This window comes from Sphingobacterium tabacisoli, from assembly GCF_017908035.1.
GTDB lineage: Bacteria > Bacteroidota > Bacteroidia > Sphingobacteriales > Sphingobacteriaceae > Sphingobacterium > Sphingobacterium tabacisoli.
Genome location: NZ_JAEQMU010000001.1, coordinates 1,738,116 through 1,763,402, shown reverse-complemented (window position 1 = coordinate 1,763,402; position 25,287 = coordinate 1,738,116). Strand labels below are relative to the sequence as shown.

Annotated in this window: 22 protein-coding genes; 18 read left to right on the top strand and 4 right to left on the bottom strand. The window is 41.1% G+C overall.

The window, feature by feature from the left end; genetic code table 11:
- Window positions 1-107: 107 nt before the first annotated feature.
- From JKG64_RS07415 to JKG64_RS07395, 5 genes are all read left to right on the top strand, one after another.
- Window positions 108-446 (top strand): hypothetical protein, encoded by a 339-nt coding sequence (locus JKG64_RS07415; RefSeq protein ID WP_210353682.1) that lies wholly within the window; start codon window positions 108-110, stop codon window positions 444-446.
- Between the two features lie 73 nt (window positions 447-519).
- On the top strand, window positions 520-1,875 hold the full coding sequence (locus JKG64_RS07410) for a TolC family protein (protein ID WP_210353681.1): 1,356 nt from the start codon (window positions 520-522) through the stop codon (window positions 1,873-1,875).
- A gap of 14 nt (window positions 1,876-1,889) precedes the next feature.
- Window positions 1,890-5,045, top strand: a complete 3,156-nt coding sequence (locus JKG64_RS07405) for an efflux RND transporter permease subunit (RefSeq protein ID WP_210353680.1) — start codon at window positions 1,890-1,892, stop codon at window positions 5,043-5,045.
- A gap of 4 nt (window positions 5,046-5,049) precedes the next feature.
- Complete coding sequence (locus JKG64_RS07400) at window positions 5,050-6,138, top strand: efflux RND transporter periplasmic adaptor subunit (protein WP_210353679.1); 1,089 nt, start codon at window positions 5,050-5,052, stop codon at window positions 6,136-6,138.
- Window positions 6,139-6,159: 21 nt separating this feature from the next.
- A complete protein-coding gene (locus JKG64_RS07395; RefSeq protein ID WP_210353678.1) occupies window positions 6,160-6,723 on the top strand; it encodes a TlpA family protein disulfide reductase in 564 nt (187 codons plus the stop codon).
- A 130-nt stretch (window positions 6,724-6,853) separates the two neighbouring features.
- On the opposite strand, the gene JKG64_RS07390 is transcribed toward JKG64_RS07395, so the two are convergent.
- Window positions 6,854-7,711 (bottom strand): flavin reductase family protein, encoded by an 858-nt coding sequence (locus tag JKG64_RS07390; protein WP_210353677.1) that lies wholly within the window; start codon window positions 7,709-7,711, stop codon window positions 6,854-6,856.
- Window positions 7,712-7,732: 21 nt separating this feature from the next.
- Complete coding sequence (locus JKG64_RS07385; RefSeq protein WP_210353676.1) at window positions 7,733-8,707, bottom strand: fumarylacetoacetate hydrolase family protein; 975 nt, start codon at window positions 8,705-8,707, stop codon at window positions 7,733-7,735.
- A 312-nt stretch (window positions 8,708-9,019) separates the two neighbouring features.
- Between JKG64_RS07385 and JKG64_RS07380 the strand changes: the two genes are divergently transcribed.
- The 3 genes from JKG64_RS07380 to JKG64_RS07370 are packed head-to-tail and all read left to right on the top strand — an operon-like array spanning window position 9,020 to window position 12,595.
- A complete protein-coding gene (locus JKG64_RS07380) occupies window positions 9,020-10,177 on the top strand; it encodes a homogentisate 1,2-dioxygenase (protein ID WP_210353675.1) in 1,158 nt (385 codons plus the stop codon).
- 30 nt (window positions 10,178-10,207) lie between these two features.
- Window positions 10,208-11,335, top strand: a complete 1,128-nt coding sequence (gene hppD, locus JKG64_RS07375) for a 4-hydroxyphenylpyruvate dioxygenase (protein WP_021072238.1) — start codon at window positions 10,208-10,210, stop codon at window positions 11,333-11,335.
- Window positions 11,336-11,368: 33 nt separating this feature from the next.
- Entirely contained in the window at window positions 11,369-12,595 is a 1,227-nt protein-coding gene (locus JKG64_RS07370; RefSeq protein ID WP_210353674.1) for a Glu/Leu/Phe/Val dehydrogenase dimerization domain-containing protein, read from the top strand.
- Window positions 12,596-12,641: 46 nt separating this feature from the next.
- Here the strand turns inward: JKG64_RS07370 and JKG64_RS07365 are convergent, their stop codons facing one another.
- Window positions 12,642-13,166 (bottom strand): TlpA family protein disulfide reductase, encoded by a 525-nt coding sequence (locus JKG64_RS07365; RefSeq protein WP_202102094.1) that lies wholly within the window; start codon window positions 13,164-13,166, stop codon window positions 12,642-12,644.
- Between the two features lie 198 nt (window positions 13,167-13,364).
- Here JKG64_RS07365 and metA point away from each other — a divergent pair, with 198 nt between their 5' ends.
- The 4 genes from metA to JKG64_RS07345 all read left to right on the top strand — a co-directional run bounded on the left by metA (window position 13,365) and on the right by JKG64_RS07345 (window position 16,806).
- Window positions 13,365-14,312, top strand: a complete 948-nt coding sequence (metA, locus tag JKG64_RS07360; RefSeq protein ID WP_210353673.1) for a homoserine O-acetyltransferase MetA — start codon at window positions 13,365-13,367, stop codon at window positions 14,310-14,312.
- Between the two features lie 289 nt (window positions 14,313-14,601).
- Window positions 14,602-15,639: a sensor histidine kinase gene (locus JKG64_RS07355; protein WP_210353672.1), complete on the top strand. Its 1,038-nt coding sequence runs from the start codon at window positions 14,602-14,604 to the stop codon at window positions 15,637-15,639.
- Window positions 15,639-16,418 (top strand): LytR/AlgR family response regulator transcription factor, encoded by a 780-nt coding sequence (locus tag JKG64_RS07350; RefSeq protein ID WP_210353671.1) that lies wholly within the window; start codon window positions 15,639-15,641, stop codon window positions 16,416-16,418. Before JKG64_RS07355 ends, JKG64_RS07350 begins: the two co-directional genes overlap by 1 nt.
- Before the next feature lie 127 nt (window positions 16,419-16,545).
- Window positions 16,546-16,806, top strand: a complete 261-nt coding sequence (locus tag JKG64_RS07345) for a hypothetical protein (protein WP_202102090.1) — start codon at window positions 16,546-16,548, stop codon at window positions 16,804-16,806.
- A gap of 63 nt (window positions 16,807-16,869) precedes the next feature.
- Here JKG64_RS07345 and JKG64_RS07340 read toward each other — a convergent pair whose 3' ends face one another.
- Entirely contained in the window at window positions 16,870-17,331 is a 462-nt protein-coding gene (locus tag JKG64_RS07340; RefSeq protein ID WP_202102089.1) for a MaoC family dehydratase, read from the bottom strand.
- A 273-nt stretch (window positions 17,332-17,604) separates the two neighbouring features.
- Here JKG64_RS07340 and JKG64_RS07335 point away from each other — a divergent pair, with 273 nt between their 5' ends.
- The 6 genes from JKG64_RS07335 to JKG64_RS07310 all read left to right on the top strand — a co-directional run bounded on the left by JKG64_RS07335 (window position 17,605) and on the right by JKG64_RS07310 (window position 25,281).
- The gene (locus tag JKG64_RS07335; protein ID WP_210353670.1) at window positions 17,605-18,777 is read left to right on the top strand and encodes an efflux RND transporter periplasmic adaptor subunit; all 1,173 of its coding nucleotides are present in this window, start codon (window positions 17,605-17,607) and stop codon (window positions 18,775-18,777) included.
- Window positions 18,778-18,823: 46 nt separating this feature from the next.
- Window positions 18,824-21,922 carry an efflux RND transporter permease subunit gene (locus JKG64_RS07330; RefSeq protein ID WP_210353669.1) on the top strand — a complete coding sequence of 1,033 codons (3,099 nt, stop codon included), beginning with the start codon at window positions 18,824-18,826 and terminating at the stop codon, window positions 21,920-21,922.
- Between the two features lie 11 nt (window positions 21,923-21,933).
- Complete coding sequence (locus JKG64_RS07325; protein WP_210353668.1) at window positions 21,934-23,223, top strand: TolC family protein; 1,290 nt, start codon at window positions 21,934-21,936, stop codon at window positions 23,221-23,223.
- A 13-nt stretch (window positions 23,224-23,236) separates the two neighbouring features.
- Window positions 23,237-23,992, top strand: coding sequence for a porin family protein (locus tag JKG64_RS07320; protein ID WP_210353667.1), 756 nt, complete (start codon window positions 23,237-23,239; stop codon window positions 23,990-23,992).
- Window positions 23,993-24,150: 158 nt separating this feature from the next.
- Complete coding sequence (locus JKG64_RS23170) at window positions 24,151-24,813, top strand: CatB-related O-acetyltransferase (protein WP_210353666.1); 663 nt, start codon at window positions 24,151-24,153, stop codon at window positions 24,811-24,813.
- Window positions 24,814-24,816: 3 nt separating this feature from the next.
- Window positions 24,817-25,281, top strand: coding sequence for a GNAT family N-acetyltransferase (locus JKG64_RS07310; RefSeq protein ID WP_021072225.1), 465 nt, complete (start codon window positions 24,817-24,819; stop codon window positions 25,279-25,281).
- Window positions 25,282-25,287 lie beyond the last annotated feature (6 nt).

Below are 25,287 nucleotides of genomic sequence, written 5' to 3'. Positions count from 1 at the left end.
GAATTTTATATTCGAAAGCGATTATATTGCGTATAGTGGTAAATTTATGTAGGTTTGTACTGATGAATAATTTATATACTATAAAAAATAGCTCATTTGCATGTATAATGCGAATCATAGGCATTTTTATGGTGTTTATTCTGACCTCTTGTCCTATTAAGGCATCTATTAAGCTTAGCTCTACGTCGCAACCTTCTTCAGGATTGACCATCAAGCATTCTAAATTGATTACGCCTTTAGAAGCACCTTGTGTATTGGAGATTAAAGAAAATTTAGTGAAGGTAGGTCATTCCGATATCGATTTTTCTCCTTCGGTATTGTTATTGGCTTTCTTTTTTGTTCTATTTTTAGGTGTTTCTCAAAAAACTTCTAGAGTTTACCCACCACGGGCCTATTATTATGGCTCCAATAATCTATTTCTTTTTATAAAACGGTTCAATTTATAGGATTTAAACACTGTTAAAGTTAAGCCTATGGGCTCTTTATTCTAATTGTGTTTTTTACTATAAATTTTAATCGATGATCAACAAGTTATGTGCTTGTTTGCTCGTCATTGGGACAGGACTTATCACTAATAATGTGCATGGTCAAGTACTCGAGGACTATTGGCAGCAGACAAAAGCAAATTATAAAGGATTTTCTATAAAAGACCAGGAAATCGGTATTTCCCGATTGGATAGTGCGTCTTCATTGGAGCGTTATAAACCACAGGTATGGCTCCAGTACCAACAGGGATTAAGCTCGTTGAATAATGTTTCGGGGGCCTTTTATCCCATGCCGGGTATTTTTAATATCAGTGGCTCAAATACCTCGGGTGGCTCTTCTAATACGTTTAATCAATATGCTACAAGTAGTCTAAATTGGGATTTGGTCAATTTTGGACGGAAAAATTTAGACAAAGCTCTGGGATCTACAGCGATAAAGCAGTCCACCTGGGAAGCGAATCAATATACGCTATTGGTACAGAATGAACTTTCCCACCGCTATATAAATTACCTGTATTACCAGATTCTTTCGGATTGGTATCATGAGCACCTGAAGAGGTATCAGGATATTTTGGAACTCACTCGGGATCTGGCGACCAGTGGTATTGTCCCAAGTGCGGATACGCTGCTTGTATCTTCTTCATTAAACAATGTGCAGTCTGAGCTATCTCATGTTTCTGGACAGTTGAAAGGTGGCGTGTATGCGCTTTCGGAATTTGTGGGAGGAGCAGTCAATCCAGCAGCTCAGTCTGTGGCTCGTTTTTTTGTTTTGTTGAAAGCGGAAACAGGGGGAGACGTACTCCAGCCCTTATTAGAAATCAAGAAGACTGAAACGGAAAAACTAGACCAATTGGTCAAGAAATCCAGCAAACAAGTATTGCCTCAAATTATAGGGATAGGAGCTCTTTCTAGCCGGAGTTCTGGAGTCTCGTCATCAGGTGTGGCCTCCAATAGTTATGGAGATATGTTTCAGAACTATGCCCATAATTATTTTGTTGGCGTAGGGGTGAACTGGAATTTACAACAGCTATTTACGGCTAAGTCTAATCGTAAGATTTTCGAAGCCAAGCGGAGCAAAGTCGAGGACGAATACCGATTGTTAGATAATGAATTGGAGCAGCGTTTATTGGATCTGTCGACTCAGGAGCGGCAGACTGCTGCCGGTCTGGTGGAGTCGGATCGTAGTAAGCAACAGGCTTCTGAGGCTTATGAGATGTATAAGGTACGCTATGAAGGTGGTCTTATTAATTTGGCCGAACTTTTACAGGTTCAAGCTATCTTACTTCAGAATGAGAAGCAAAATCTATTGCAGTATTATAACTATTGGAATATTGTCCTAAAGCGTGCTTTTCTGGAGGCGAATATTAACCCCGTTATCCAACATTTTTAAATCGTAATACACATATGAATATTATTAGAACAGCGCTTCGGAAGCCTATTGCATTCATTATGGTTATCATAGCGATTGCTTATTTTTCGTGGCCGGTTATTCAAAAGATTAAGGTGGATATCTTTCCAGAGATTGAGTCGCCTGCTATGTATATAGCGATGCCCTATGGTGGGCTTTCGCCTGCCTATATGGACGGTTTTATGGCGAACGAGTTTCAGAAGGTTTTACTTTTTGTCAACGGTGTTAAGGAATTGGATTTTAAAAGCATCCAAGGTCTTTCGCTAATGAAATTGACTTTTTATCCGGGTACGGATATGTCCCAGGCTTCGGCCGAGCTGAGTATGCAGGTATCGCGTGCCATGGGTTTTTTGCCACCAGGTGCCGTGCCACCTATGGTGGTGCGTTTTGACGGGAGCTCTCTTCCCGTAGGACAATTGGTTTTTGATAGTGAAAAACACTCTGTGACAGAGCTTCAGACTATGGCGATTACTAAAGTAAGGCCTATGTTTGTCAATATACCTGGTATTACAGCTCCAGCTCCATTTGGAGGTAATATGCGTAGTTTGGTGGTGAATATTGATCCACAAAAGATGAAGGCCGCAGGCTTGAGCCCAGAAGAGGTCACATTGGCGATTACTAAAAACTCGGTTTCCTCGCCGGCAGGTAATGTGCGATTGGGAGATAAAAATCTTATGGCACCAGTCAATTCTATTGCGGATGGTGTAGAGGAGTTCCTCCAGACACCCATAAAGACAATTGCTGATCGGACATTGTTGGTTGGAGATGTCGCTACGGTGATGGATGCTGCGGATCAAACGGTAGGTTATGCCTTAATCAATGGTAAGCGATCTGTTTACCTTCCTATTATTAAGAAGCCTGATGCATCGACGCTAACAGCAGTGGACAATCTTAAGAAATCGTTGCCCATGCTGGAGAATCTATTGCCTGAAGGGGTTAAAATCAGTTATGCTTTTGACCAGTCGGTGTATATCTCCCGTTCGTTATCTAATCTGATTTTTGAGGGAGCTTTGGGTGCGTTGCTGACAGGCCTGATGGTTTTTCTTTTCCTAGGAGATGTCCGAGGGGCGTTAATTGTGGTTTTGACCATTCCAATCGCTATTATCACAGCTGTGATCACACTTTATTTCTTTGGGCAGAGTGTCAATATTATGACCTTAAGCGGTTTGGCTCTTTCGATTGGTATTCTGGTAGATGAAGCTACGGTTACTATTGAAAATATTCACCAACATATGGAATTGGGTAAGTCTAAAGCCCGAGCTATCCTGGATGCGTTGTTAGAGATTTCAGCACCCAAGTTGTTGATTTTATTAAGTATCCTAGCCGTGCTTACTCCTGCGTTTATGATGAGTGGTATACCTCGGGATATGTTTATGCCTTTGTCGCTTGCTGTTGCATTCGCGATGATCGCTTCTTTTATTGCTTCGCAGACTTTTGTGCCTATTATGGCCAATTGGATTATGAAGTCTAAGGTACATGGGCAGTTCGTTCGTCGTAAGAGGTCATTTATGGAGCGTGTGAATGTGAAGTATGCATTTTTGGTACGTCGCCTGGTGCGTCGTTCGATAGTGCCTACAATAGGTTATTTGATCCTGAGTTTTGGAGCTATCTTTTTGATGTTTTCGCTTTTGGGGACGGATATTTTGCCACGTTCTGAAGGTGGTGACTTTCAGTTGCGTATACGGCTTCCGGAAGGTACACGTCTCGAACATACAGAAGAGACCGTTCGTAAAATTGGAGAATCTATTACAGCAATGCTACCTGAAAATAGTGTGAAAATAAGTTCAGCTTTTGTCGGTATGCACCCTTCTGCAAATCCTATTAACCCTATTTTTCTTTTTAACAGTACGACTGGCGAGGGCGTTTTACAATTGTCTTTGGATAAAAAGAAAATCGGTCTAAAGAATGATGTATTAAAAGAACAGATCCGCGAACGGATTGATAAAGATTTTCCTACGGTAACCATCAACTTCGAACCGATGGAGCTGATGGATAAAATCATAGGCCAAGGTTCGATGACACCAGTTGAAGTGAAGGTGAGTGCACCACAGCTGATGGCTGCCGAATCTTATGCTAAAAAGTTGGTGTCTAAACTGTCAGATTATGACTTTTTGAGGGATGTACAGATTGCAGAACCTTTGCATTATCCCATTATTGATATCAAACTCGATCGTAAGCGTCTCGCACAATATGGTTTGACCGTCCAAGAGGTGTCACGTAACATCTCTGCAACGACTTCTTCGACTCGATTTACAGACAAGAACCTTTGGGTAGATCCCAAATCGGGGCTGGTGTTTCAGGTTCAGGTACAGGTTCCTGAAAATCTAATACAAGCTGTTGAAGATTTGCGTGCGATGCCATTACAAAAAGGAAAGAGTTATCCGATATTGGAGGACGTGGCTACTATTACTCATAGCACTGTAGCGGGACAGGTAAATCGTAGAGGACCGAATCGTTATGTTACGATTTTGGCAGACCTTCACCAGACGGATTTAGGTACTGCGAATAAAGCCGTTGATCAGGCGCTAAGCGAAATAGGTGAGGTTCCGAAGGGGATGCGGGTTTGGAAGGAAGGAACGTTGACGTTATTAGAAGAAACATTGTCCGGGCTTTTGGTAGGGCTTTCGATCGCGATTGTAGTTATTTTCTTTATGATGAGTGCTTACTACCAATCGGTACGTGTCAGTCTTGTTATTCTATCCGTTGTCCCGGCTGTGATTGCAGGTAGTTCTTTTTTCATTTGGATATTTGGAAGTACGTTGAATCTGCAGTCTTATATGGGGATTATCATGTCTATCGGGGTGTCGGTTTCGAATGCGGTTCTTTTGGTGAATCAAGCAGAGCAGAATCGTAAGAAATATTTTATTTCAGCCCGTTTTGCGGCGATAATCGCCGCAAAATCCCGTCTGCGTCCTATTCTGATGACAGCTGCAGCTATGGTAGCGGGGATGATTCCGATGGCATTGGGTATGGGCGACGGAGGCGAGCAGATTGCACCTCTTGGTCAAGCAGTAATTGGAGGTTTGATTAGCTCTACGTTAGTGATTTTATTGATGATTCCTCTTATTTTCTCACTGATGATGAAGAAGGCTACGTATTTGGAACCTTCTCTAGATCCCGATGATGTAAATAGTAAGTTTTATAATAATTAAAAAGATGATAAGATATAGTTTTTTGTTAGTTTTCATGGTATTCCTTGGGTGTAAGCAACAAGGTAGTGATAAACAGGAGCAGACAGACAAGAAAGGGGAGGCGCTGGAGCTAGCAGTCTCTCATCCTCAATCGTTACAACCGCAATATCGTATTAAGTTGACGGGGGAACTACAGCCACAGGAGTCGGTGGCGTTATTTTCAAAGGTCAAGGGGTTCGTTCGGCAGATTCATGTCGATGTAGGCGATTATGTGCAAAAAGGGCAACTCCTCGCTCGAATGGAGGCTCCGGAAATGGATGTACAAAGTACATCCGATCGTGCAAAGCAACATCAGTTAGTAGCGAATTATGAGGTTAGTAAATTACGTTATAAGCGTTTGCATGATGTCGATGGACGCAAAAAAGGGGCGATATCGGCACTGGAACTGGAACGTGCCTATGGTGATATGCTAAGGGATAGCGCCGCGGTTGTAGAGGCAGGAGGTGCTTATCAAAAATCGAAGTATATGGAGGATTATTTATTGATCCGTGCACCTTTTTCCGGTGTTATTACGCAACGTAATTTTTCTACGGGAGCGTTGCTGGGTGACAGTGGTGTACCTATGTTCAATTTGGTGGCCAATGATAAACTGAAGTTGAAAGTTGTCGTACCTGAGGTGCATGGACAGGCAGTGTCAGATAGTACTGTTGCCGAATTTCAGGTGTTGAGTATTCCTAATCGAACGTTTACAACCAAATTGAAGAGAAATGCTAAATTTATAGACCCTACAACGCGTTCATTGAGTTTGGAATTTGAAGTGCCTAATGGAGATAAAAGCCTGATTGGTGGAGATTTTGCTGATGTACAGCTTTCCTTGAAGCGGGCACAGAAGACTATCTTTGTGCCTAAAGAAGCTGTGGTCAATGCACAGTCTGGCGTGTTTGTAATACGGGTAGGAGAAGATGGGAAGACAGAACGAGTTCCGGTACGCTTGGGTATTTCGCACGAAAACCTGGTTGAGGTATTTGGGCCCATAACGACAGAAGATCGGGTTGTAAACCGTGCGTCTGAAGAGCTTACGGATGGAAAGGTTGTCAAGGCTTTAATGAAGTAATACTATTAATATTATACAGATATGGAAAGAAAATTGTTGATGATGATTGCCGGGGCACTACTGGTTGTTGGTTGTGCCAATAACACTAAAGAGACAGGTGATAAAGAAAATACTATTCTAGCAGATTCGATCGCTATGGAAAAAGTAGGAACGGATGTGAAGGAGGTTACAGCTGGCGTGAGTGCAAGTTTTGTAGATATCAATAATCGGGTTACGACCTTGGACTCCCTTCGCGGGAAGGTGGTGGTTATGAATTTTTGGGCGACTTGGTGTCCTCCCTGTATCCGGGAAATGCCTTCATTGAATACGTTATTTTTGGATTTGAAGTCAAATAAGGATATCGTATTCATGGCTATCGATGTAGATGAGGATATTAAGGGGGCTTCTAAGTTTATGGCGAAGAATAAATTTGATCTCCCGTTATATACCTTGCACGGCCCATTACCTTCTGAATTGGAGACGAGCTCCATTCCGATGACTGTGATTTTGGACAAGCGTGGCGAGGTCGCTGTACAGCATACGGGGATGGTGGATTTTGGTAACCCTAATATTAAGGATGGATTGTTGAAGCTGATTGCAGAGTAACTAAAGGTGCACATTGGCGGTCGCTCCTTTTTAAAAAAATGAGCGCTCCATTTACATAAAATGAGCGCTCATTCTTGTTGAATTGAGCGCTCGCTTTTAGAAAGTCAACAGGCTAACTTTTTAAACATTCCTATACACTTCGTAACAGCACTTGCCAGGCTTCTTGTAATTTTCCTTGATCTAGCAATTGCGCGGCAAAGCTATGTATGTGCGTTGAATCACTGTAATCGATATTTACGTCTACTGTATTGTCTAGGGACGGGATGATTTCTACATTGGCCAGTAAGCCTAGATGATTTCCGGTCAGTACCTTAGATAGACGGATGGCTTCGGGTAGGTTGTCTACCCCAATACCTAAATTACGAAGTGGTTTGGGGACGATAAATAGGTTGTCCTGTGTCACCCGACAGTACCAATCGCCTCCAAGTCTAGCTACTAGGTCCAGTTCATGTTGTTTGACATTATTTTTGTCGTCCAACAGATGAGCCTGCACATGCATGGCCAATACTTCAGCAATGACAAGATTTCCAGCGCCAGGAAGATCACTCAGCGGTATGACACGTTGCACCTTGCATTCGAGTTGAATTGGGGACTCGGCTACGCGAGGTGGTTTTATATAAGTCGAAGGGAGTGGAGTGAGGCCTGCTTTTTTGAACTCGTCGACTCCTTCGGCATATTCGGTACTTGCTAAAGATTGTTGTTGTACTAGATCGTAGTTTACGATGTTGATGACGACTTCGTCTACTTCCAAGATATTCTCGAGCGTGTGTTTGGTAGAGCCATCTCGCATACGCCTCAATGGAGAGAATACGCATACGGGAGGTTGGTGCGACATGAGATTGAAATAGCTGAAGGGGCTAAGGTTGACCTGTCCATTTTTTGATATGGTACTGGCGAAACATATAGGCCTAGGTGCAATTGCATATTTGATCAGATTGTCGAATATTGCCTGATCTTTTTTCGGGTCGAAGCTTACTATATTACTCATTTTCGCTACTTATAAGGGTCGTTATTCGTTTGTTAATACTATTTTGTTTTCCAATAGGCCAAGCCCTGTTACTTCAAGCGTAACCGTATCGCCATCCTGTAGCCATTGGTCTGTATGGTTTGGGTTTTCTAGGCGTGCGGTGCCATTGAGCTCGAGAAAGCAACCGGTTCCTACGGTTCCGGATCCTATTACATCGCCTGGAAAAAGTTCGACACCATAGGATGCACGCTCTATGATTTCAGCAAAGGTCCAGTCCATGTCTGCAAAATTGCCTAGAGAAACCTGCTTTCCGTTTACCTTACATGTCATTTCTAGATTGTAAGAGTCACCCGTATGACCTTTGTAGTGAGGTGTTTTATAGGGTAATAATTCGTCTTTAGTGACCAAATAAGGACCTATTACGGTCGCGAAGTCTTTCCCTTTTGCTGGACCTAAATTTAGTTTCATTTCTTCCATCTGTAGCTTACGGGCACTGATGTCGTTCATGATCATATAGCCTGCTATATAGTCGTCAGCCTCCGCTGCTTTAATATTTTTTCCTCTTTTATTAATGACTATTGCTACTTCCAATTCGAAGTCCAATTGTTGCATATGGAGAGGCATACAGGGAATATCTCCAGGGCCATAAATAGCGTTATGGTTTGTGAAATAGAATACGGGAAATTGATCGAACTCCGGAATCATGTCTAAGCCCCGATTACGTCTTGAGGTGGCTACATGCTGTCTAAAAGCATAGGCATCTCTACAGGAAGTCGGGTGGGGCACAGGTGCGATTAATTGAGCTTCTGTTATGTTTGTTCCTTTTATATTGATGGAGCCATTTTTAATTTTCTTTTCTGCCTGCTGCAAAGTAAGTATGTTTGGATGGCCTCCATTTAAGAATTCCTGCATAGAGGTGGGAAGTTGATCGCTGATTTCAGCGCAACGGTAAACTGTTGTATCTATTAAAATAGCGAGATGTTCGGCGTTGTCATGAAGACAGGTTACAATTCTCATAAAAAGAGCGGCATTAAAAAGGGTTCAATTATAGATTTACGGTGCAAATATACATATGATTATAAATATTAAAATTTTTTCGTCGGATTATATTGGAAAATATTTTTATCTTTATACCATATTATAAACCCTGCTATGTACAATCTTTGTGTATATACCCCAAAGTTATCCTTAGGATTGATTGCTTTTATTAAAGCGATGCTAGCAGAGATTGTGTTTGCACAGTATTAAGCCCCTTATTTCACTTAACTCGTAACTAGGCTTATCGAGTATTTCATTTTTTGTTTTTTAACTGTTTTAAACCAGAGGATTATGGCATTTTATCATAAGCTCGGGAAGGTCCCCAACAAGCGACATACCGTATTTAAAAAAGAAAATGGCGATTTATACGCCGAAGAATTGGTTTCAACACATGGTTTTTCTAGTGTTTACTCTCTTGTATATCACTGTCATCCGCCAACTTTGGTTCGACAAATAAGAGAACCTTATGATGTTTCTCCAAAAATTGCACGGGAGAAGCATCTGAAGCATACCAGTCTGAAAGGATTTTCATTGGCCCCTGCCGATGATTATTTGGAGAGTCGTAAGCCCGTATTGGTGAATCAGGATCTTTACATCTCCTTGGCTGCTCCCCGACATTCGATGACAGACTATTTTTATAAGAATAGTCAGGCTGATGAAATCATCTTTATCCATGAGGGAAGAGGTGTTTTAAAAACCGGATATGGACAGATCACATTTTCTTACGGTGATTATCTGGTGATCCCGAGGGGTACAATTTACCAGTTGCACTTTGAGGATACGGCAAATCGTTTATTGATCGTAGAGTCTTTTTCTCCAGTCCGTACGCCAAAGCGTTACCGCAATGAATTTGGACAATTGATGGAGCACGCTCCATTTTATGAACGTGATATCCGTGTTCCTGAAAATCTGGAGACTTTTGATGAAGTAGGCGATTTTGAGGTCAAGATCAAAAAAGAGGGATTGATCTATCCGTATGTGTATGGCAGTCATCCATTTGATTTTGTCGGATGGGATGGCTATCACTATCCTTGGGCATTTTCTATTCATGACTTTATGCCTATTACAGGTATGTTGCACCAACCTCCTCCGGTGCATCAGACTTTCGAAACCGATGCTTTTGTATTGTGTAGTTTTTGCCCTCGCTTATATGATTATCACCCATTAGCGGTTCCGGCTCCTTACAACCATAGTAATGTCGATTCGGATGAACTTTTGTACTACGTGGATGGTGATTTTATGAGCCGTAAGTCGGTGGAGAAAGGGCAGATTACGTTGCATCCCGGAGGGATACCACATGGACCGCATCCAGGTACTGTTGAAAAAAGTATCGGACAAACGCGGACAGATGAATTGGCAGTAATGATTGATCCTTTTAGGCCGTTGATGCTGACGGAGGATGCGTTAGCACTGGAAGACCCTGATTATTACAAATCATGGATGAATTAGTAACTAATTAATAAACAATAATATATTATCATGGCACAAACTTTTGCGGAGAAAATTGCAACAGCACAAGATTTTCTTCCTATTAATGGTACGGATTACATTGAGTTTTATGTGGGGAATGCGAAACAAGCTGCGCATTATTACAAGACCGCTTTTGGTTTTCAGTCGGAGGCTTACGCTGGTCCGGAGACTGGAGTGCGGGATCGTGCATCTTATGTATTGAAGCAGAATAAAATCAGGTTGGTGTTGACATCTGCTCTGCGCTCGGACCATTCTATTTCGGAGCATGTCAAAAAACATGGTGACGGGGTCAAGATATTGGCTTTATGGGTTGATGATGCACGAAAATCTTTTGAAGAAACCACTAAGCGTGGAGCTCGCGTATACCAGGAACCATTATGTACACAGGATGAGCATGGTGAAGTCTGGACCGCAGGTATCTATACCTATGGAGAGACAGTGCATATGTTTGTAGAACGTAAAAACTATAAAGGTGCATTTTTACCTGGATACGAGGCTTGGGTTAGCGACTATAATCCTGAAGAGACTGGTCTTTTGTATGTAGACCACTGTGTGGGTAACGTCGATTGGAATAAAATGAATGAGACTGTTGAGTGGTATCAAAATGTGATGGGATTTGTAAATATCCTTTCGTTTGATGACAAACAGATCAACACGGAATACTCGGCTTTGATGAGTAAGGTAATGAGTAATGGTAATGGTTATGTAAAATTTCCGATCAATGAGCCTGCAGAAGGAAAGAAAAAGTCTCAGATTGAAGAATACCTGGAGTTCTACGAAGGCGAGGGGGTACAACATGCTGCCTTAGCTACTAATGACATTGTTTCTACGGTCAAAGCTTTAAAGGCTCGTGGTGTTGAGTTTTTAGGCGCTCCTCCTGAGGCTTATTACGATATGTTGCCGGACCGTGTGGGGGTAATTGACGAAGAAATTAAAATCATCCAAGATTTAGGGATTTTGGTAGATCGGGATGAGGAAGGGTATCTTCTTCAGATTTTTACAAAACCGGTTCAGGATCGTCCTACCTTATTTTTTGAAATCATCCAACGAAAAGGTGCGCAGAGTTTTGGTGCAGGAAACTTTAAAGCGTTGTTTGAGGCTATAGAACGCGAACAGGAGAGAAGAGGTAATTTATAAGATAAGGTGTCTATTTTAGGATTTTAAAATAATATGAAGGAATTACTTAGGGATTTTGAATACAAAAGACCGGAGATTGTATTTGAATGGAAGGATAGTGAGACGGAGGCTGAAGGATGGGTTGTCATTAATTCTTTACGTGGAGGAGCAGCTGGTGGTGGTACGCGGATGCGTGCGGGGTTGGATAGGAATGAAGTAGAGTCGCTTGCCAAAACAATGGAGGTGAAATTTACGGTATCTGGACCAGCAATAGGGGGTGCCAAATCCGGGATTAATTTTGATCCAAAAGATCCTCGGAAAAAGGACGTTTTGGCTCGTTGGTTTAAAGCGGTGACGCCTTTGTTGAAAAACTATTACGGAACAGGTGGAGACCTCAATATTGATGAAATCCACGATGTAATCCCGATGACCGAGGAGTATGGTCTCTGGCATCCTCAAGAGGGGGTGTTGAATGGACATTTTAATGTCCGTGAGAGTGAACGTATCCGTCAGATCGGACAATTGCGGTATGGTGTCTCTAAAGTGTTGGAGGATGCTTTTTATACGCCAGATTTAAAGCGCAAGTATAAAGTTGCAGATATGATTACGGGTTTTGGTGTCGCGGAATCTGTTCGTCATTTTTATGATCTCTATGAATCAGGATGCCAAGGAAAGAGAGCTATTATCCAAGGTTGGGGGAATGTTGCTGCGGCAGCCGCGTTTTATCTATCTAAGATGGGGGTTCGTGTCGTTGGTATTATAGATCGCATGGGCGGCCTGATTAATACGGATGGATTTGATGAAAAGGCGATAACAGATTTGTTCCTTAATCGTAATGGCAATGAACTGGTATCTCCCGATATGATTCCATCGGATAAATTGCAGGAAGAAGTTTGGGGAATCGGAGCGGAAATCTTTATCCCTGCCGCGGCATCTCGTCTAGTGTCTAAATCTCATGTTCAGCAATTGGTGGATAACGGCTTAGAGCTAATCGCTAGTGGCGCAAATGTGCCTTTTGCGGATAAAGAAATCTTCTATGGTCCTGTGATGGAGTATGCCGATCAACAGGTGTCTGTTATTCCGGATTTTGTGGCTAATTGCGGTATGGCTCGTGTATTTGCTTATTTGATGCAGCCAAATATTGAAATCAGTGACGACGCTTTGTTTTCTGATGTTTCAAAAGTGATACAACAAGCATTGAAAGCGATTTATGATGTTTCGAAAGAGCGCAGACAGCTATCTTCGAAGGCTTATGAGATTGCTTTACGGCAATTGATTTAGTCAAAAAGAAAAGGGACTTTAATATTAAAGTCCCTTTTTTTATTATTTATTTGCTATATTTTTTAATGATTGTTTCAAGAACATCAGCTGTAAGTTCATGATCAGCGAGTGTTGGGAATCCTTCCCAGCGCACAATTCCCTGAGGGTCCAATAGTATACAGTGTGGTATTCCTTTTACTTCAAGCTCTTTTTTTAGTCTTGCCTGCGTATCTATCGCATTGTAATAGTCAATTTTAATGTCTTTGGCATTTTGCACTTTGTCTGCAGTCTCGTCGGATATTCCTACAATCACCAATTGATCTTTATATTTTTCCTGCCATTCGTTTAGTTCTGGAATCACTCTTCGGCATGGACCACACCAGGTTGCCCAAAAGTCAACAAGCACAAATTTTCCTTTGGTGTTTGGAGCATCGGAAAGCCATTGTTCTACCTGTAGTTCAGGTGCCTTCTCATTTAAGATAGATTTTGCCCACAATTTTTTGCCATTATTGCTTTCCTGTGCCTGGCTTAGGGTAAAAGCCAAACATAGTGATAAGATGGCTAATGTGTTAGTTATTGTTCTTTTATACATTTGTTGTTGTTTTATTTATATAATAGGTTATAGTATGCAATTTACAACAGTTTTTGTTTTTCGACAAGAACATAACGAGCTCTTTACATTTGGAACTTAATAATGGTCCCCTGCCACGAAAGGTTTTTAGCATTTTTTTATTCCTGCTTATTTTTGGTACTTTTACGGTTTATTTAAGGTGAAATAAGTGAATATCGTATGCCAGTTAAGATACCCGATAGTTTACCAGCGATAGAGCTGTTAAAAAACGAAAGTATATTTGTAATGAGTGACCTTCGCGCGAGTGAGCAGGATATCCGGCCACTTCGACTCGTCATTCTGAATCTTATGCCATTGAAAATTTCTGCAGAAACGGATTTCGTTCGGTTATTGTCCAACAATCCTTTACAGATTGAGGTGGAGTTTTTGAACTTGGAATCGCATACATCTAAGAATACTCCTGCAGAGCATTTGGAAATGTTTTACAAAGGGTTTTCTGAAATCGCTGATGATTTTTACGACGGGATGATTATTACGGGAGCTCCTGTAGAGATGCTTGCTTTTGAAGAGGTAACTTATTGGGATGAAGTTACGCGGATTTTCGATTGGGCGCGTACTCACGTTACTTCAACGTTGTATATCTGTTGGGCTTCTCAAGCTGCATTGTATCATTTTTATGGTGTTGAGAAGCAACCTTTAGACAAAAAGGTCTTTGGTGTTTTTCAACACACTGCTTTAGATAAAACCAATCCACTTTTTAGAGGGTTTGATGATGAATTCTTTATTCCTCATAGTAGACATACTACGGTTTCAAAAGAGGATCTGTTAAAGAGTGGAGAAATAGATGTTCTTTCGGAGTCGGATGGAGCAGGTATAGCTATCGCGAGCTCAAGAGGGGGGCGGGAGTTCTATTTGACGGGGCATTCAGAGTACGCTCCTTATACACTACATCAGGAATATGTACGGGATGTAGAGAAAGGTTTAGAGATTGATGTTCCTTGTAATTATTATACAAATGATGATCCTGCTTTACCTCCAAAGGTAAGATGGGTTAGCCATGCGAATTTGTTGTTTAATAATTGGCTTAACTATTTTGTATACCAAGAAACTCCGTTTGATTTAAAGAATGTGCCGAATTTAGGAAGTCTTAGGGATCAAAATTCTTAATTGTTATCTAATTAAATCAGAGCAATTGCCATTTTGATATTTTTTGCTGGGTGATTGTAGGTACAGGAATGGTAAGAAAAAACGCCGGAAGCTGGGAGCAACAGGCGTTTCTAACTAACCATTTATTAACCTAAATTATGAATTACAAGTAAAACGATAATGAATTGTTTTTATTGTGTAGTAAGGCAATTTTTTATTGCAATAATTTGTTTTTTTACAATTTCACCTGATTTTGGTGGTTTTCGCCTTTAAGATAAAGGAAAAGCATGAATAGTTTAATACACTGACAATGAGATGTAGCCACATAGATTACCCTTTTGGACTATGGATTAAGCAAAGTTTTGTCTTTGCGCTGACAGCAACGTTACTTATTGCATTGGCTTCTTTCACTGGAGGTTTTATGAGTACGCGTAGCGTTGTGCAGATCTGTATTACGTTTTTAGTTATTCTGATGGTTGCTTTCAATAATATCTGTATCCACGTTTATTTTCGGGTAGAGGATCCTGTTAAGTCGCCATTACACGTGAAGATTATCAGTTTTGTGAGTGCCATTTTAATTATCTGGGGATTTCACTATATCGAACGTTTTTTTGGAGTTCTGGACTATCGGTTACATAGTTTTTTGATTCAGAATCCTGTACGTAATTTTACATTTATTAGTGTGCAGGGTAGCTTACTAAATGTAGTTGTACTGCTATGGCTTTACTTTCTGATGTCAGAACATGCTAAGGCTCATCATAAGTTAGAGCGCTCTCGATTGGAACGTGCTCGTGAAGAGGCTATTAATTTGATGATGCGTCAACAGATTCAACCTCATTTTTTGTTTAATGCCTTAGCTACTTTGAAGACATTGATTCGCAAGGATCCCGATATGGCTCAGAGTTATTTGGTTCAACTTTCTGATTTTTTACGCATTACTATTGCTTCTGTGAAGAACGGTGAGTTGGCTAGTATAGATCAGGAAATTAAACTTTGTGAGGATTATCTCAATATGCAGAAGATCCGTTTTGGTGAGGCTTTGCATTATCAGGTAAATATTTCGGCAGATATACGAATGAAACAACTTCCTATTTTCTCCATCCAACCACTAGTTGATAATGTTTTAAAGCATAACGCTTTTACAGTGGCGGATCCGGTTCGGATTTCTGTCGAGGAACGGGAAGGATGGATATCTGTCCGTAATAATAAAAATATTAAACATCAGAAAGTAGATTCAAACGGCAGTGGATTACGTAATCTCATTGAGCGTTATAAATATTTATTTGTACAGGGGGTGGAAATCGAGGAGTCAGAGGGGTTTTTTGAAGTACGTATTAAAATTGTGTAATGAGAATCGTTTTAGTAGAAGATGAGTGCTTAGCTGCTGAAGATTTGGCTCAAACGTTGAGTTTGGTCCTGCCTCAGATAGAGATTGTAAAGTATATACAGTCTGTACAGGAGGGAATTGCCTTTTTTCGTGATGCTCCCAATGTGGATCTTATTTTCTCTGATATTCAACTAGGGGATGGTTTGAGTTTTGAGATCTTCAAAGAAATATCGATCTCTGCACCTATTGTCTTTTGTACGGCATATGATGATTATCTGTTAGAAGCTTTTAAGACGAACGGTATTGATTATATTTTGAAACCGATTTCGAATGAGGCCGTCGAATCTACTATGCAAAAGTATTTCGGTCTGCAACGACAACTTTCGCAGGGGGCGATAAACCATAATTTGAAGGATGGTCTTTATAATGATTTGCTGGGGCAGGCCCAGTCAAGACAAAATGCCTTAGTTGTCCATCATCATGGACGGATTATTCCATTGGTTGCTGAGGATATAGCTTTGTGTTACATCGAGTACGAGAATGTATTTGTCAAAACTTTTGATGGCAAAGAGTATGCTGTGAACAAGAGTTTGGACGATCTTGAAAAGACGTTGGGAGGTGTGTTTTTTCGAGCGAATCGGCAACATCTTGTTAATAGAGTGGCCTTGCGTCATGCGAGTTATACTTTATCGCGAAAGCTCTCGTTGGATCTTGCTATAGCACATAGTTCCCGTGTGTACGTCAGTAGGGAGAAGGCCTCTACCTTTTTACGCTGGCTTGAGGCTAAAGAATTAGCTTGATAATGGTACGGACGGCTCGTCCCTGATTTTGTCCGTTTGGCACCGAAAGGCGCTTTGTATTTCAGTTATTTTCGTGAATTTTGGATTATAAGTTATTCAAAGTACAGTAACGACAATGATTGCAACTATGTATAAATTTGTAAGTATTTTCAAGACCAACGTTCAGACATTGACCGATAAGATTCATATACTAGAAGGATTACAGTCTCTGAAAACTCCCCTTATCGTGAGCTTGGATTTAGAAGATGAGGATCGGGTTTTGCGTGTGGAGTCGAATGAACACGTGGTACCACAGATTGTTAGTAAGGTGGATGAGTATAATTTTAAATGCGAAGAACTGGATAGTTTTTTAATGGGGATACCATTACGGACTATGTCCTTATCTTAAGTAGATAGTATCCTGTATTATTCCCAGCAAAAGCAGGGCTATCCTACTTTTGCTGGGCTCTTTTTAGTCTTGGAAATGATATAGAAATACAACATCACCCACGTACGCTGGTTTAGGATTGTCTTTGATTACCAATGTCGCTTCTATGGATGCTTTAACAGTACCTCTTAAGTTAAGTATTGATTTTACCTTTGCTTGCAGTTGTACTTCGCTGTCTACTAACACGGCTTGCCCAAATTTTAAATTCTCAATGCCATAGTTGATTTCCATTTTTAGATTTCTTACATCCGCAATTTGCTTCCAAAGGTAAGGAATCAAGGAAAGTGTGAGGTATCCGTGGGCAATCGTTGTTTTGAAAGGGCTATCCGTTTTTGCTTTTTCCTGATCGATATGTATCCATTGGTGATCTAGGGTCGCGTCCGCAAATCTGTTGATCTGCTCTTGATCGATTTTGTGCCAATCGGAAGAGCCTAATTGTTTTCCTTCAAACGATTTGTACTCCTCGTAATTGTTTATTACTACCATTTTAAGAAAGTTGTATTTAATATTTATAGTTGTAAATATTTCTGGTGTAAGTTAGCAAAACTTTCCTTAGCCTTAGTTATTTCTTTTTTAATTTAATCATTCCTCCTTACTGTAGTCCCCGTGGCGTGCCCTTTAGGGGATAGGAAAGGCTTGTTTGTTGGCAGAAAAGTCCAATGCTCGAACGAGTCTAATAAATTTCTAATATTTTTCTATTGCTCCTCTAACAGCCTTACGGTATTAATATGGGCACTTTTGTGCCAGATTAATTTGAATATGAAATCAATTAAAGGCAAAACAATGAAAATTAACAGTAAGGACATCCGTCTAAAGAAGAAAAAGCTATTGTTTTTTATTGGCATTAGTTTCTTTGTACTCTCTTCGTGTAGCAGCACATCAAAAAAAGAGGAAGAAGATAATAAGGCTTATCGTATTGAAGGTGATGCGGTCTTATTGACTGCAGCGTCTCCGATTCATTCTAAGCTAAGTTTTGGAACTGTAGCGGAAGAAGATTTTATTTTGGAGATGACAAGTGCGGGGACTGTCAAGACCATTCCTAATGCCTATGCTGAGATTGCGTCTCCATTTGCAGGTCGGATATTACGGTCATTTGTTCGTTTGGGACAGAAAGTACAACCTGGCTCGCCGATTTTTGAATTGAGTTCTCCAGACTATTTTAATGCGGAGAAAGAATATACTGACGCCCGTCAGGAATTTCGTCAAGCAGAATTGAATTTGAAACGGCAGCAAGATCTCTTAAAAAACGGTGTAGGGATACAACGGGAGTTGGAGGATGCCGAAACCGATTATGAAATTAAAAAATCTGCATTATCAAACTCTTTATCTGCTTTAAAAATATTTAATGTCAACCCAGAGAAGATGTCTCTTGGGAAGCCGATGATTGTAAGATCTCCTATCAAAGGAGAGATTGTCGATAATAATATTGTAATCGGACAATATTTGAAGGAGGATGCCGAACCTATTGCGGTGGTCGCCGAACTTTCTAAGGTATGGATTGTGGGGCAGGTAAAAGAAAAGGATATCCGTTTTATCCACGAATTGGATGAAGTCGAAATAAAAGTCGCTGCCTATCCCGACCATCTCATAAAAGGAAAAGTATACCACGTTAATGAAATTGTCGATGAAGAAACGCGGAGTGTTGAGGTATTGATTGAGTGTGATAATATCAATCATGAGCTTAAACCGGGTATGTATGTAACGGTACTTTTTAGAGATACTCCTCAGAAATCTATTCTTGTACCTAGTAGTGCTGTATTCCAGGCTAATGACAGGCAGTTTGTTTTTGTAAAAGAGGGAGATAATAAGTTTGTGAAAAGAGAAGTGAATATTTCGGGAACTTCTAACGAACGTGTTGTAGTAGCGTCTGGCCTTGAAGCTGGAGAGACTATAGTGACGAGTGGTGGATCGTTGATGTTGAGAAGCTATTAGGCTTGAAGTGTACATAGTGAACAGTTTATAGATTAAGGATTAAGCGATGAATAAATTAATACATAATGGTGTAGCTAAGCGCTGGGTGATGGTGGCTTTGTTTACACTTATTGCTTTTTTTGGATATTATTCGTGGAAGCAACTTGCTGTTGAGGCCTATCCGGATATCGCGGATGTGACGTCTCAAGTGGTAACTCAGGTGCCAGGGCTGGCGGCAGAAGAGATTGAACAACAGATTACTATTCCTGTTGAGCGTGCATTGAATGGTCTTCCAGGAATGCATGTTATGCGTAGTAAAAGTACGTTCGGTCTATCTATTATTACTATTGTTTTTCAGGATGGTGTTGATGATTATTGGGCTAGATTGCGAATTGAGGAACGATTGAATGAGGTCGAGTTGCCTTATGATGCGGTTCCTGGGTTAGATCCGCTTACTTCGCCGACAGGGGAGGTGTATCGGTATATTGTAGAGAGTAAAGGAGGACACGATTTAAGAGCCCTTACAGATTTACAGAATTTTACCATTATGCCTCGTATCAAACAGGTGTCGGGTGTAGCGGATGTGACCAATTTTGGTGGTATTACGACGCAGTTTCAGGTGGAGGTGGATCCTCGTAAGCTGGAGCAGTATTCTATTACCTTAACAGAAGTTATTGAGACTATTGAAAATAATAATATTAATGCTGGAGGGAGTGTGCTTCCTCGTGGTGAGTTGGGATATGTCGTGCGTGGTATCGGATTAGTGCGGGATTTAGAAGATCTGGGAAAGATCGTGGTAAAATCTGAAAAGGGAGTGCCCATCTTTTTACAGGATATCGGAGAACTGAAGTATGGCATGTTGGAACGGAAAGGAGTACTGGGCTATACAGACCGAGAGCGGGATTATTCGGATAGTCTCGAGGGGATTGTACTATTGCTCAAAGGACAGAACCCTTCTTCTGTATTGGAAGGCATACATGAGGCTGTAGAGGAATTGAATAATGGCGGATTGCCGGAAGGAGTGCATATCCATACGTTTATGGATCGTACGGATCTGGTTAATACAACGCTGAATACCGTTTCGCATACCTTATTGGAAGGGATGGCGTTGGTTATTGTGGTTTTGATCGTATTCCTAGGCAGCTGGAGAGGAGCTCTTTTGGTGGCTGTAACGATTCCACTTTCGCTGTTGACGGCCTTTATTCTGATGCACTTTACGGATATCCCTGCCAATCTACTATCGCTAGGGGCTATCGACTTCGGTATTATTGTGGATGGAGCGATTGTAATGCTGGAAACTATTCTTAAGAAGCGTGAGGATAATCCAGATCTTGAATTGGAAGAAAAAAGCATATCGCAGCGCGCAGCAGAGGTAGCTAAACCGGTATTCTTTTCGACGATTATTATTATTACAGCTTACTTGCCATTATTTGCTTTTGAGCGTGTAGAGAAGAAGCTTTTTACGCCTATGGCATTCACTGTGGGATATGCTTTGTTGGGGGCTCTGGCAGTTGCCTTATTGGTCATTCCTGGTATTGCTTATGTTATCTATAAAAAACCACAAAAAATCTATCATAATAAGTGGCTTGAAAAGATTTCGGACTCTTACTCAAAAGGTATAAACCGTATCATGCAGAAGCCAAAGCAGGTTTTTATTCCTTTAGTTTTGATTCTAGCGGCCACTTCCTTTTTGGCTGTACGGGTGGGCAAAGATTTTCTGCCACCTCTTGATGAAGGATCGATATGGTTACAGGTACAGTTGCCTCCCGGTATCTCTGTACAGAAGGCGAGCGAGATGAGTGATAGCCTTCGTGCTAGAACGATGGAATTTGATGAGGTGACTTATATTATGGTGCAGGCAGGACGTAATGATGATGGTACAGATCCATGGACAGCTTCTCATTTCGAGGTTTCTATAGGTATAAAGCCGTATAAAGAATGGCGTAAGGGAAAGACAAAATATGACCTGATCGACGAGTTGGCTGCTGTATATGATAGTATGCCTGGATTTACAGTCGGGTTCTCCCAGCCTATGATCGATGGGGTAATGGATAAGATATCCGGTGCGCACAGTGAGTTAGTAGTCAAAGTCTATGGTGATGATTTTAAAGAAACACGACGTATTGCAGAAGAGGTGTTGGGGACATTGGCTACTATTCCCGGCGCTGTAGATTTGGATATTGATCAAGAACCTCCTTTACCTCAGTTACAGATTCATGCAGATCGTGATAAAATAGCACAGTATGGGCTTAATGTATCTGATGTCGCTGAATTGATTGAGGTTGCCATTGGTGGTAAAGCTGTATCCCAGTTATTTATTGGACATAAGGTCTATGATATTATATGTCGGTATAGCGAAGCAAGTCGTAATACACCAGAAAAAATATCGAACCTGATGTTGACTTCTCAAACTGGCGCTAAGATTCCATTATCCCAGATTGCTGATGTACGTTTAAGTACAGGTGAAAGTACAATTACCCGTGAAATGAATAAACGACACCTTACCGTGAAGTTGAATGTGCGTAACCGAGATCTGAATTCCTTATTAGCGGAAGCACAGCAAGCAATTGATAAGAATGTTACGTATGATCATGATAAATATCATATCAGCTGGGGTGGAAAGTTTGAGAACCAGAACCGGGCTTATGAACGTCTGGCTGTTATAGTGCCGTTGGCATTGGCTATCATGTTTATTTTGCTATACAGCGCCTTCGGTTCGTTCCGTCAGGCAGGCCTTTTGATGAGTATTGTTCCCCTGGCTTTGTTTGGAGGTATGCTGGCCCTGAATGTCCGTGGCATGTCTTTAAATGTTTCGTCGGCTGTTGGTTTCATTGCTTTGTTTGGAGTGGCGATTCAGAATGGGGTGATTATGATATCACATATTAATGAACTGAGACGAAAGGGATATGATCTTTCCCGCTCAGTTATTGAGGGAGCCGCACATCGTTTTAGACCTGTCCTCATGACGGCAACGGTAGCTGTTCTCGGATTGTTTCCTGCATCGTTAGCTACTGGGATTGGTTCTGATGTACAGCGTCCATTGGCTACAGTGATTGTATATGGCTTATTGTTTTCTACGATTATTACTTTGTTTGCTTTGCCCGCATTGTATTATTTGGTGGAGCGTAAATGGGGAAAAAACTATACGGCTTCTAAACAGGATTAAATTATACGGAGATGAATAAATATATAAATATCATACTTGCCCTGGCTTTTCTATCTGTCGGCATGCAACTGTCGGCCCAGGTCTTGGATCCTTCTTTTGCTTATAAAAATATCGATTATGCTACGTTTGTAAGTTTGGTCGGAAAGAATAACCTAGCTTATTCGGCAGAGAAGTTTAATGTCGATATTGCAGAGGCTGAAATTCTACAGGCCCGGGTTTTTCCAGATCCTGAATTGTCGTTTGAAGCTTCTGATAATGGACAACGACGGATGAAGATGGGATATGGTTTTGCTTCTGAGTTATCTTGGACTGTTGAGCTTGGCGGTAAACGCCATGCTCGAATGGATGTCGCCAAAGGACAGGTACAGCTCACGCAATTGCTGTTGGAAGATTATTTTAGGAATCTACGGGCTGACGCCACATTAGCTTATTTAACAGCCCTGCAAAATAAGATGCTATTGGACGTACAGCAAACTTCCTACGAACAGATGAAGAAACTATCCGAGGCGGATAGCATCCGCTATGGGCTGGGGAGTATTTCACAGGTAGATGCACGGCAGTCCAAACTGGAGGCCTCTACAATGTTGAATGAGGTATTTGCTGCAGAAGCGGAATGGAAGAGCTCTCTAGCTGATTTGTCGACACTTCTTGGTGATGACCAAATTGATTTTCTTTGGAATCCTACCGGTGATCTGAAGGGCCTGGGACGTGATTTTGTATTAAGTGAACTAATCGGAGACGCAAAGGTGAATAGAGCAGATTTACAGGCTGCGCTACAGCAGAAGAACCTTTCTTCAAGTTTATTAAAACTGGCTAAAGCAAATAGGGCAATAGATCTGGGACTTTCCTTAGGTATGGATTATGCCTCGTATGTGAATAATGTTATAGCGCCTACTCCTTCAATGACTACTGTAAAGGTTGGTGTCAGTGTACCTCTCAAATTTTCCAATAAGCATCCCGCAGAAGTCCGGTCTGCTCAATGGGGAATTTTGCAGGCAGAGAAAGAACATAAGCAAACTACTTTGGTTATCCAAAGCGAAGTGACACAAGCTTACCACGGTTATCGGGCCGCTCAAAAGCAGGTCGCACAATTTGAAACTGGTCTGTTAACAGATGCACAAGCTATTTTGGGTGGTAAAATCTACAGTTATCAACGTGGCGAGAGTTCTTTGTTGGAATTGCTAGATGCACAGCGGACCTATATTGAAGTACAGCAGAACTATTATGTGACGCGGTATAATTGCGCAGCTGCATTGGTTGAATTGGAGCGTGCAGTGGGAATTTGGGATATTAATTTTTAAAAGATTATTGGTTATGAACGTGACAAGAAATATACTTTTCCTTGGGCTAGTTAGTTTGTTATTGGGCCAGAAGGTGGTGGTTGCACAGGTTGCAACAAGATATGAGGGTGTCGATTCTATTGCGGTTTTTGCGGACGAAATATTGGCTGTAGGTAAGGTGTGGTGGGGCTTGAAAGCTGGCGTAAATTATACTAATCTACATGGTAAGGATATAGATTATTTATTTTCCAATGATGAGTCTGCTTATAAAGTAGGTTTTCAGGCCGGAGTATTTGTTCGGACAACATTGAATAAGCGGTTTGCATTGGGGCATGAGCTTATGTTTAGCCAGCGGAAATTTGGGGTATCTCTTGCTGATGATGGAGGAGACTATAGTTCAAGAATTGCTATGCAGTCTATTGTCCTTACGCCCATTAATTTGAATTATGCGGTCGGTCCGGTACGTGTCTATGCAGGACCTTATGTCAGTACCTTGTTGCATGCGGATATCCAACGTAAAGAGGAAGATGGTACTTGGTTTAAGGATAAGCAGATTTATGGAAGTGCTGGAGATGATGAATCGGAGAATAAGTATTTGCAGAAGATGGAAATGGGGTTTAATGGTGGGATAGCTTGGCAACTGAATCGTCGTTTTTTGTTGGGACTTAATTATATGCAGGGATTATCGAGTATGTTCCAATATGCTAGTAGTTACGATGTTGGTGATTCTAAAGATCGTATACGGATATATAATCGGGGCTTTTCTTTTTCCTTGGCTTATACACTTTAGAAAATGGAATCAACTGCGGTAGGATAGGTCTCTGAAAATATTTAAAAAGGAATGCTTTATCCTACAGAATGCCTATCATGTTGTTTTGGAAATGATGTATTTTTGAAAGTTGTGGTTGATGATGATTTGAAAAGGGATACAGTGCAATGAATAACAATATGAAAGATAAAGCAGAGAAACATTGGTCAAAGGTAGAATATCTACATGAGGTGGTTACAAATTGTAATATCCACGTTAGAGGGACAAAAAGTTACTATAGTAACGCCTGGACAGGTTCGTTTGAAGAAAGTGTGGTACGTTATTTATATGGTGATCAGTACAGTGTCGCCAACTGGGAACCTATCTGGGATATTGATCAATTGTATATTGGCGATTATGTATGCATAGGTGCCGAGGTGCTTATCTTAATGGGAGGGAATAATACCCATCGTACAGATTGGTTCAGTTTGTATCCTTTTGCGGAATCGATTTTGGAATCTTATAAGCAGAAAGGAGATACCCGTATTGATGACGGAGCCTGGCTTGGTATTCGTTCCATTATTATGCCTGGTGTTCATATCGGTGAAGGAGCTGTAGTTGCCGCGGCTGCTGTAGTAACCAAAGATGTGCCTCCGTATGCGATAGTAGGTGGAAATCCGGCGAAGGTTATTGGGTATCGTTTTGAGAAGGATGTCGTTGAGGAACTGCTGGCTCTTCGTATGTATGAATGGTCTAGTGCTAAGTTTGATGCACTTCGCCCTTATCTGACCTCGGCAGATATATCAGAACTGCGTAGACAGGTTCAGGCTTATGAGGCTAGTAGTGTACTTTCTAAAGACTAATATATGAATATCAGAAAAGCAGAATTGACTGATCTTTTTGCACTCGATGCGCTTTACCTTTCGTTGTTCAAGCAGATGGCGGTTTATGAACCGAACTATATGAATGCTGCTAGACAGGATGAAACTTTTATAAAGAAAATTATTGCAGGTGAAGACAATTTTATTGGCTTTGTGTATGAAAAGGAAGGGATTGTGTGTGGCTTGGCTGTCGCTCAGATACAATCCACTGATCCTTATAATTGTTTGAAGCCTCTGAGATCTGTGTATCTTATGGATATTATTGTAGCAGAAGAGATGCAAGGTAAGGGGATTGGGAAGTTGCTTCTTGAACAGGTCAAAGATTGGGGGAAATCTAATCAGGTGGATTATTTTGAACTTACTGTTTTGACAGGCAATATTGCTGCAATAGCTCTTTATCAACGAGAGGGCCTTATTCCGTTCAGTATGTCTATGCGTATGATGCTGTAGTATACT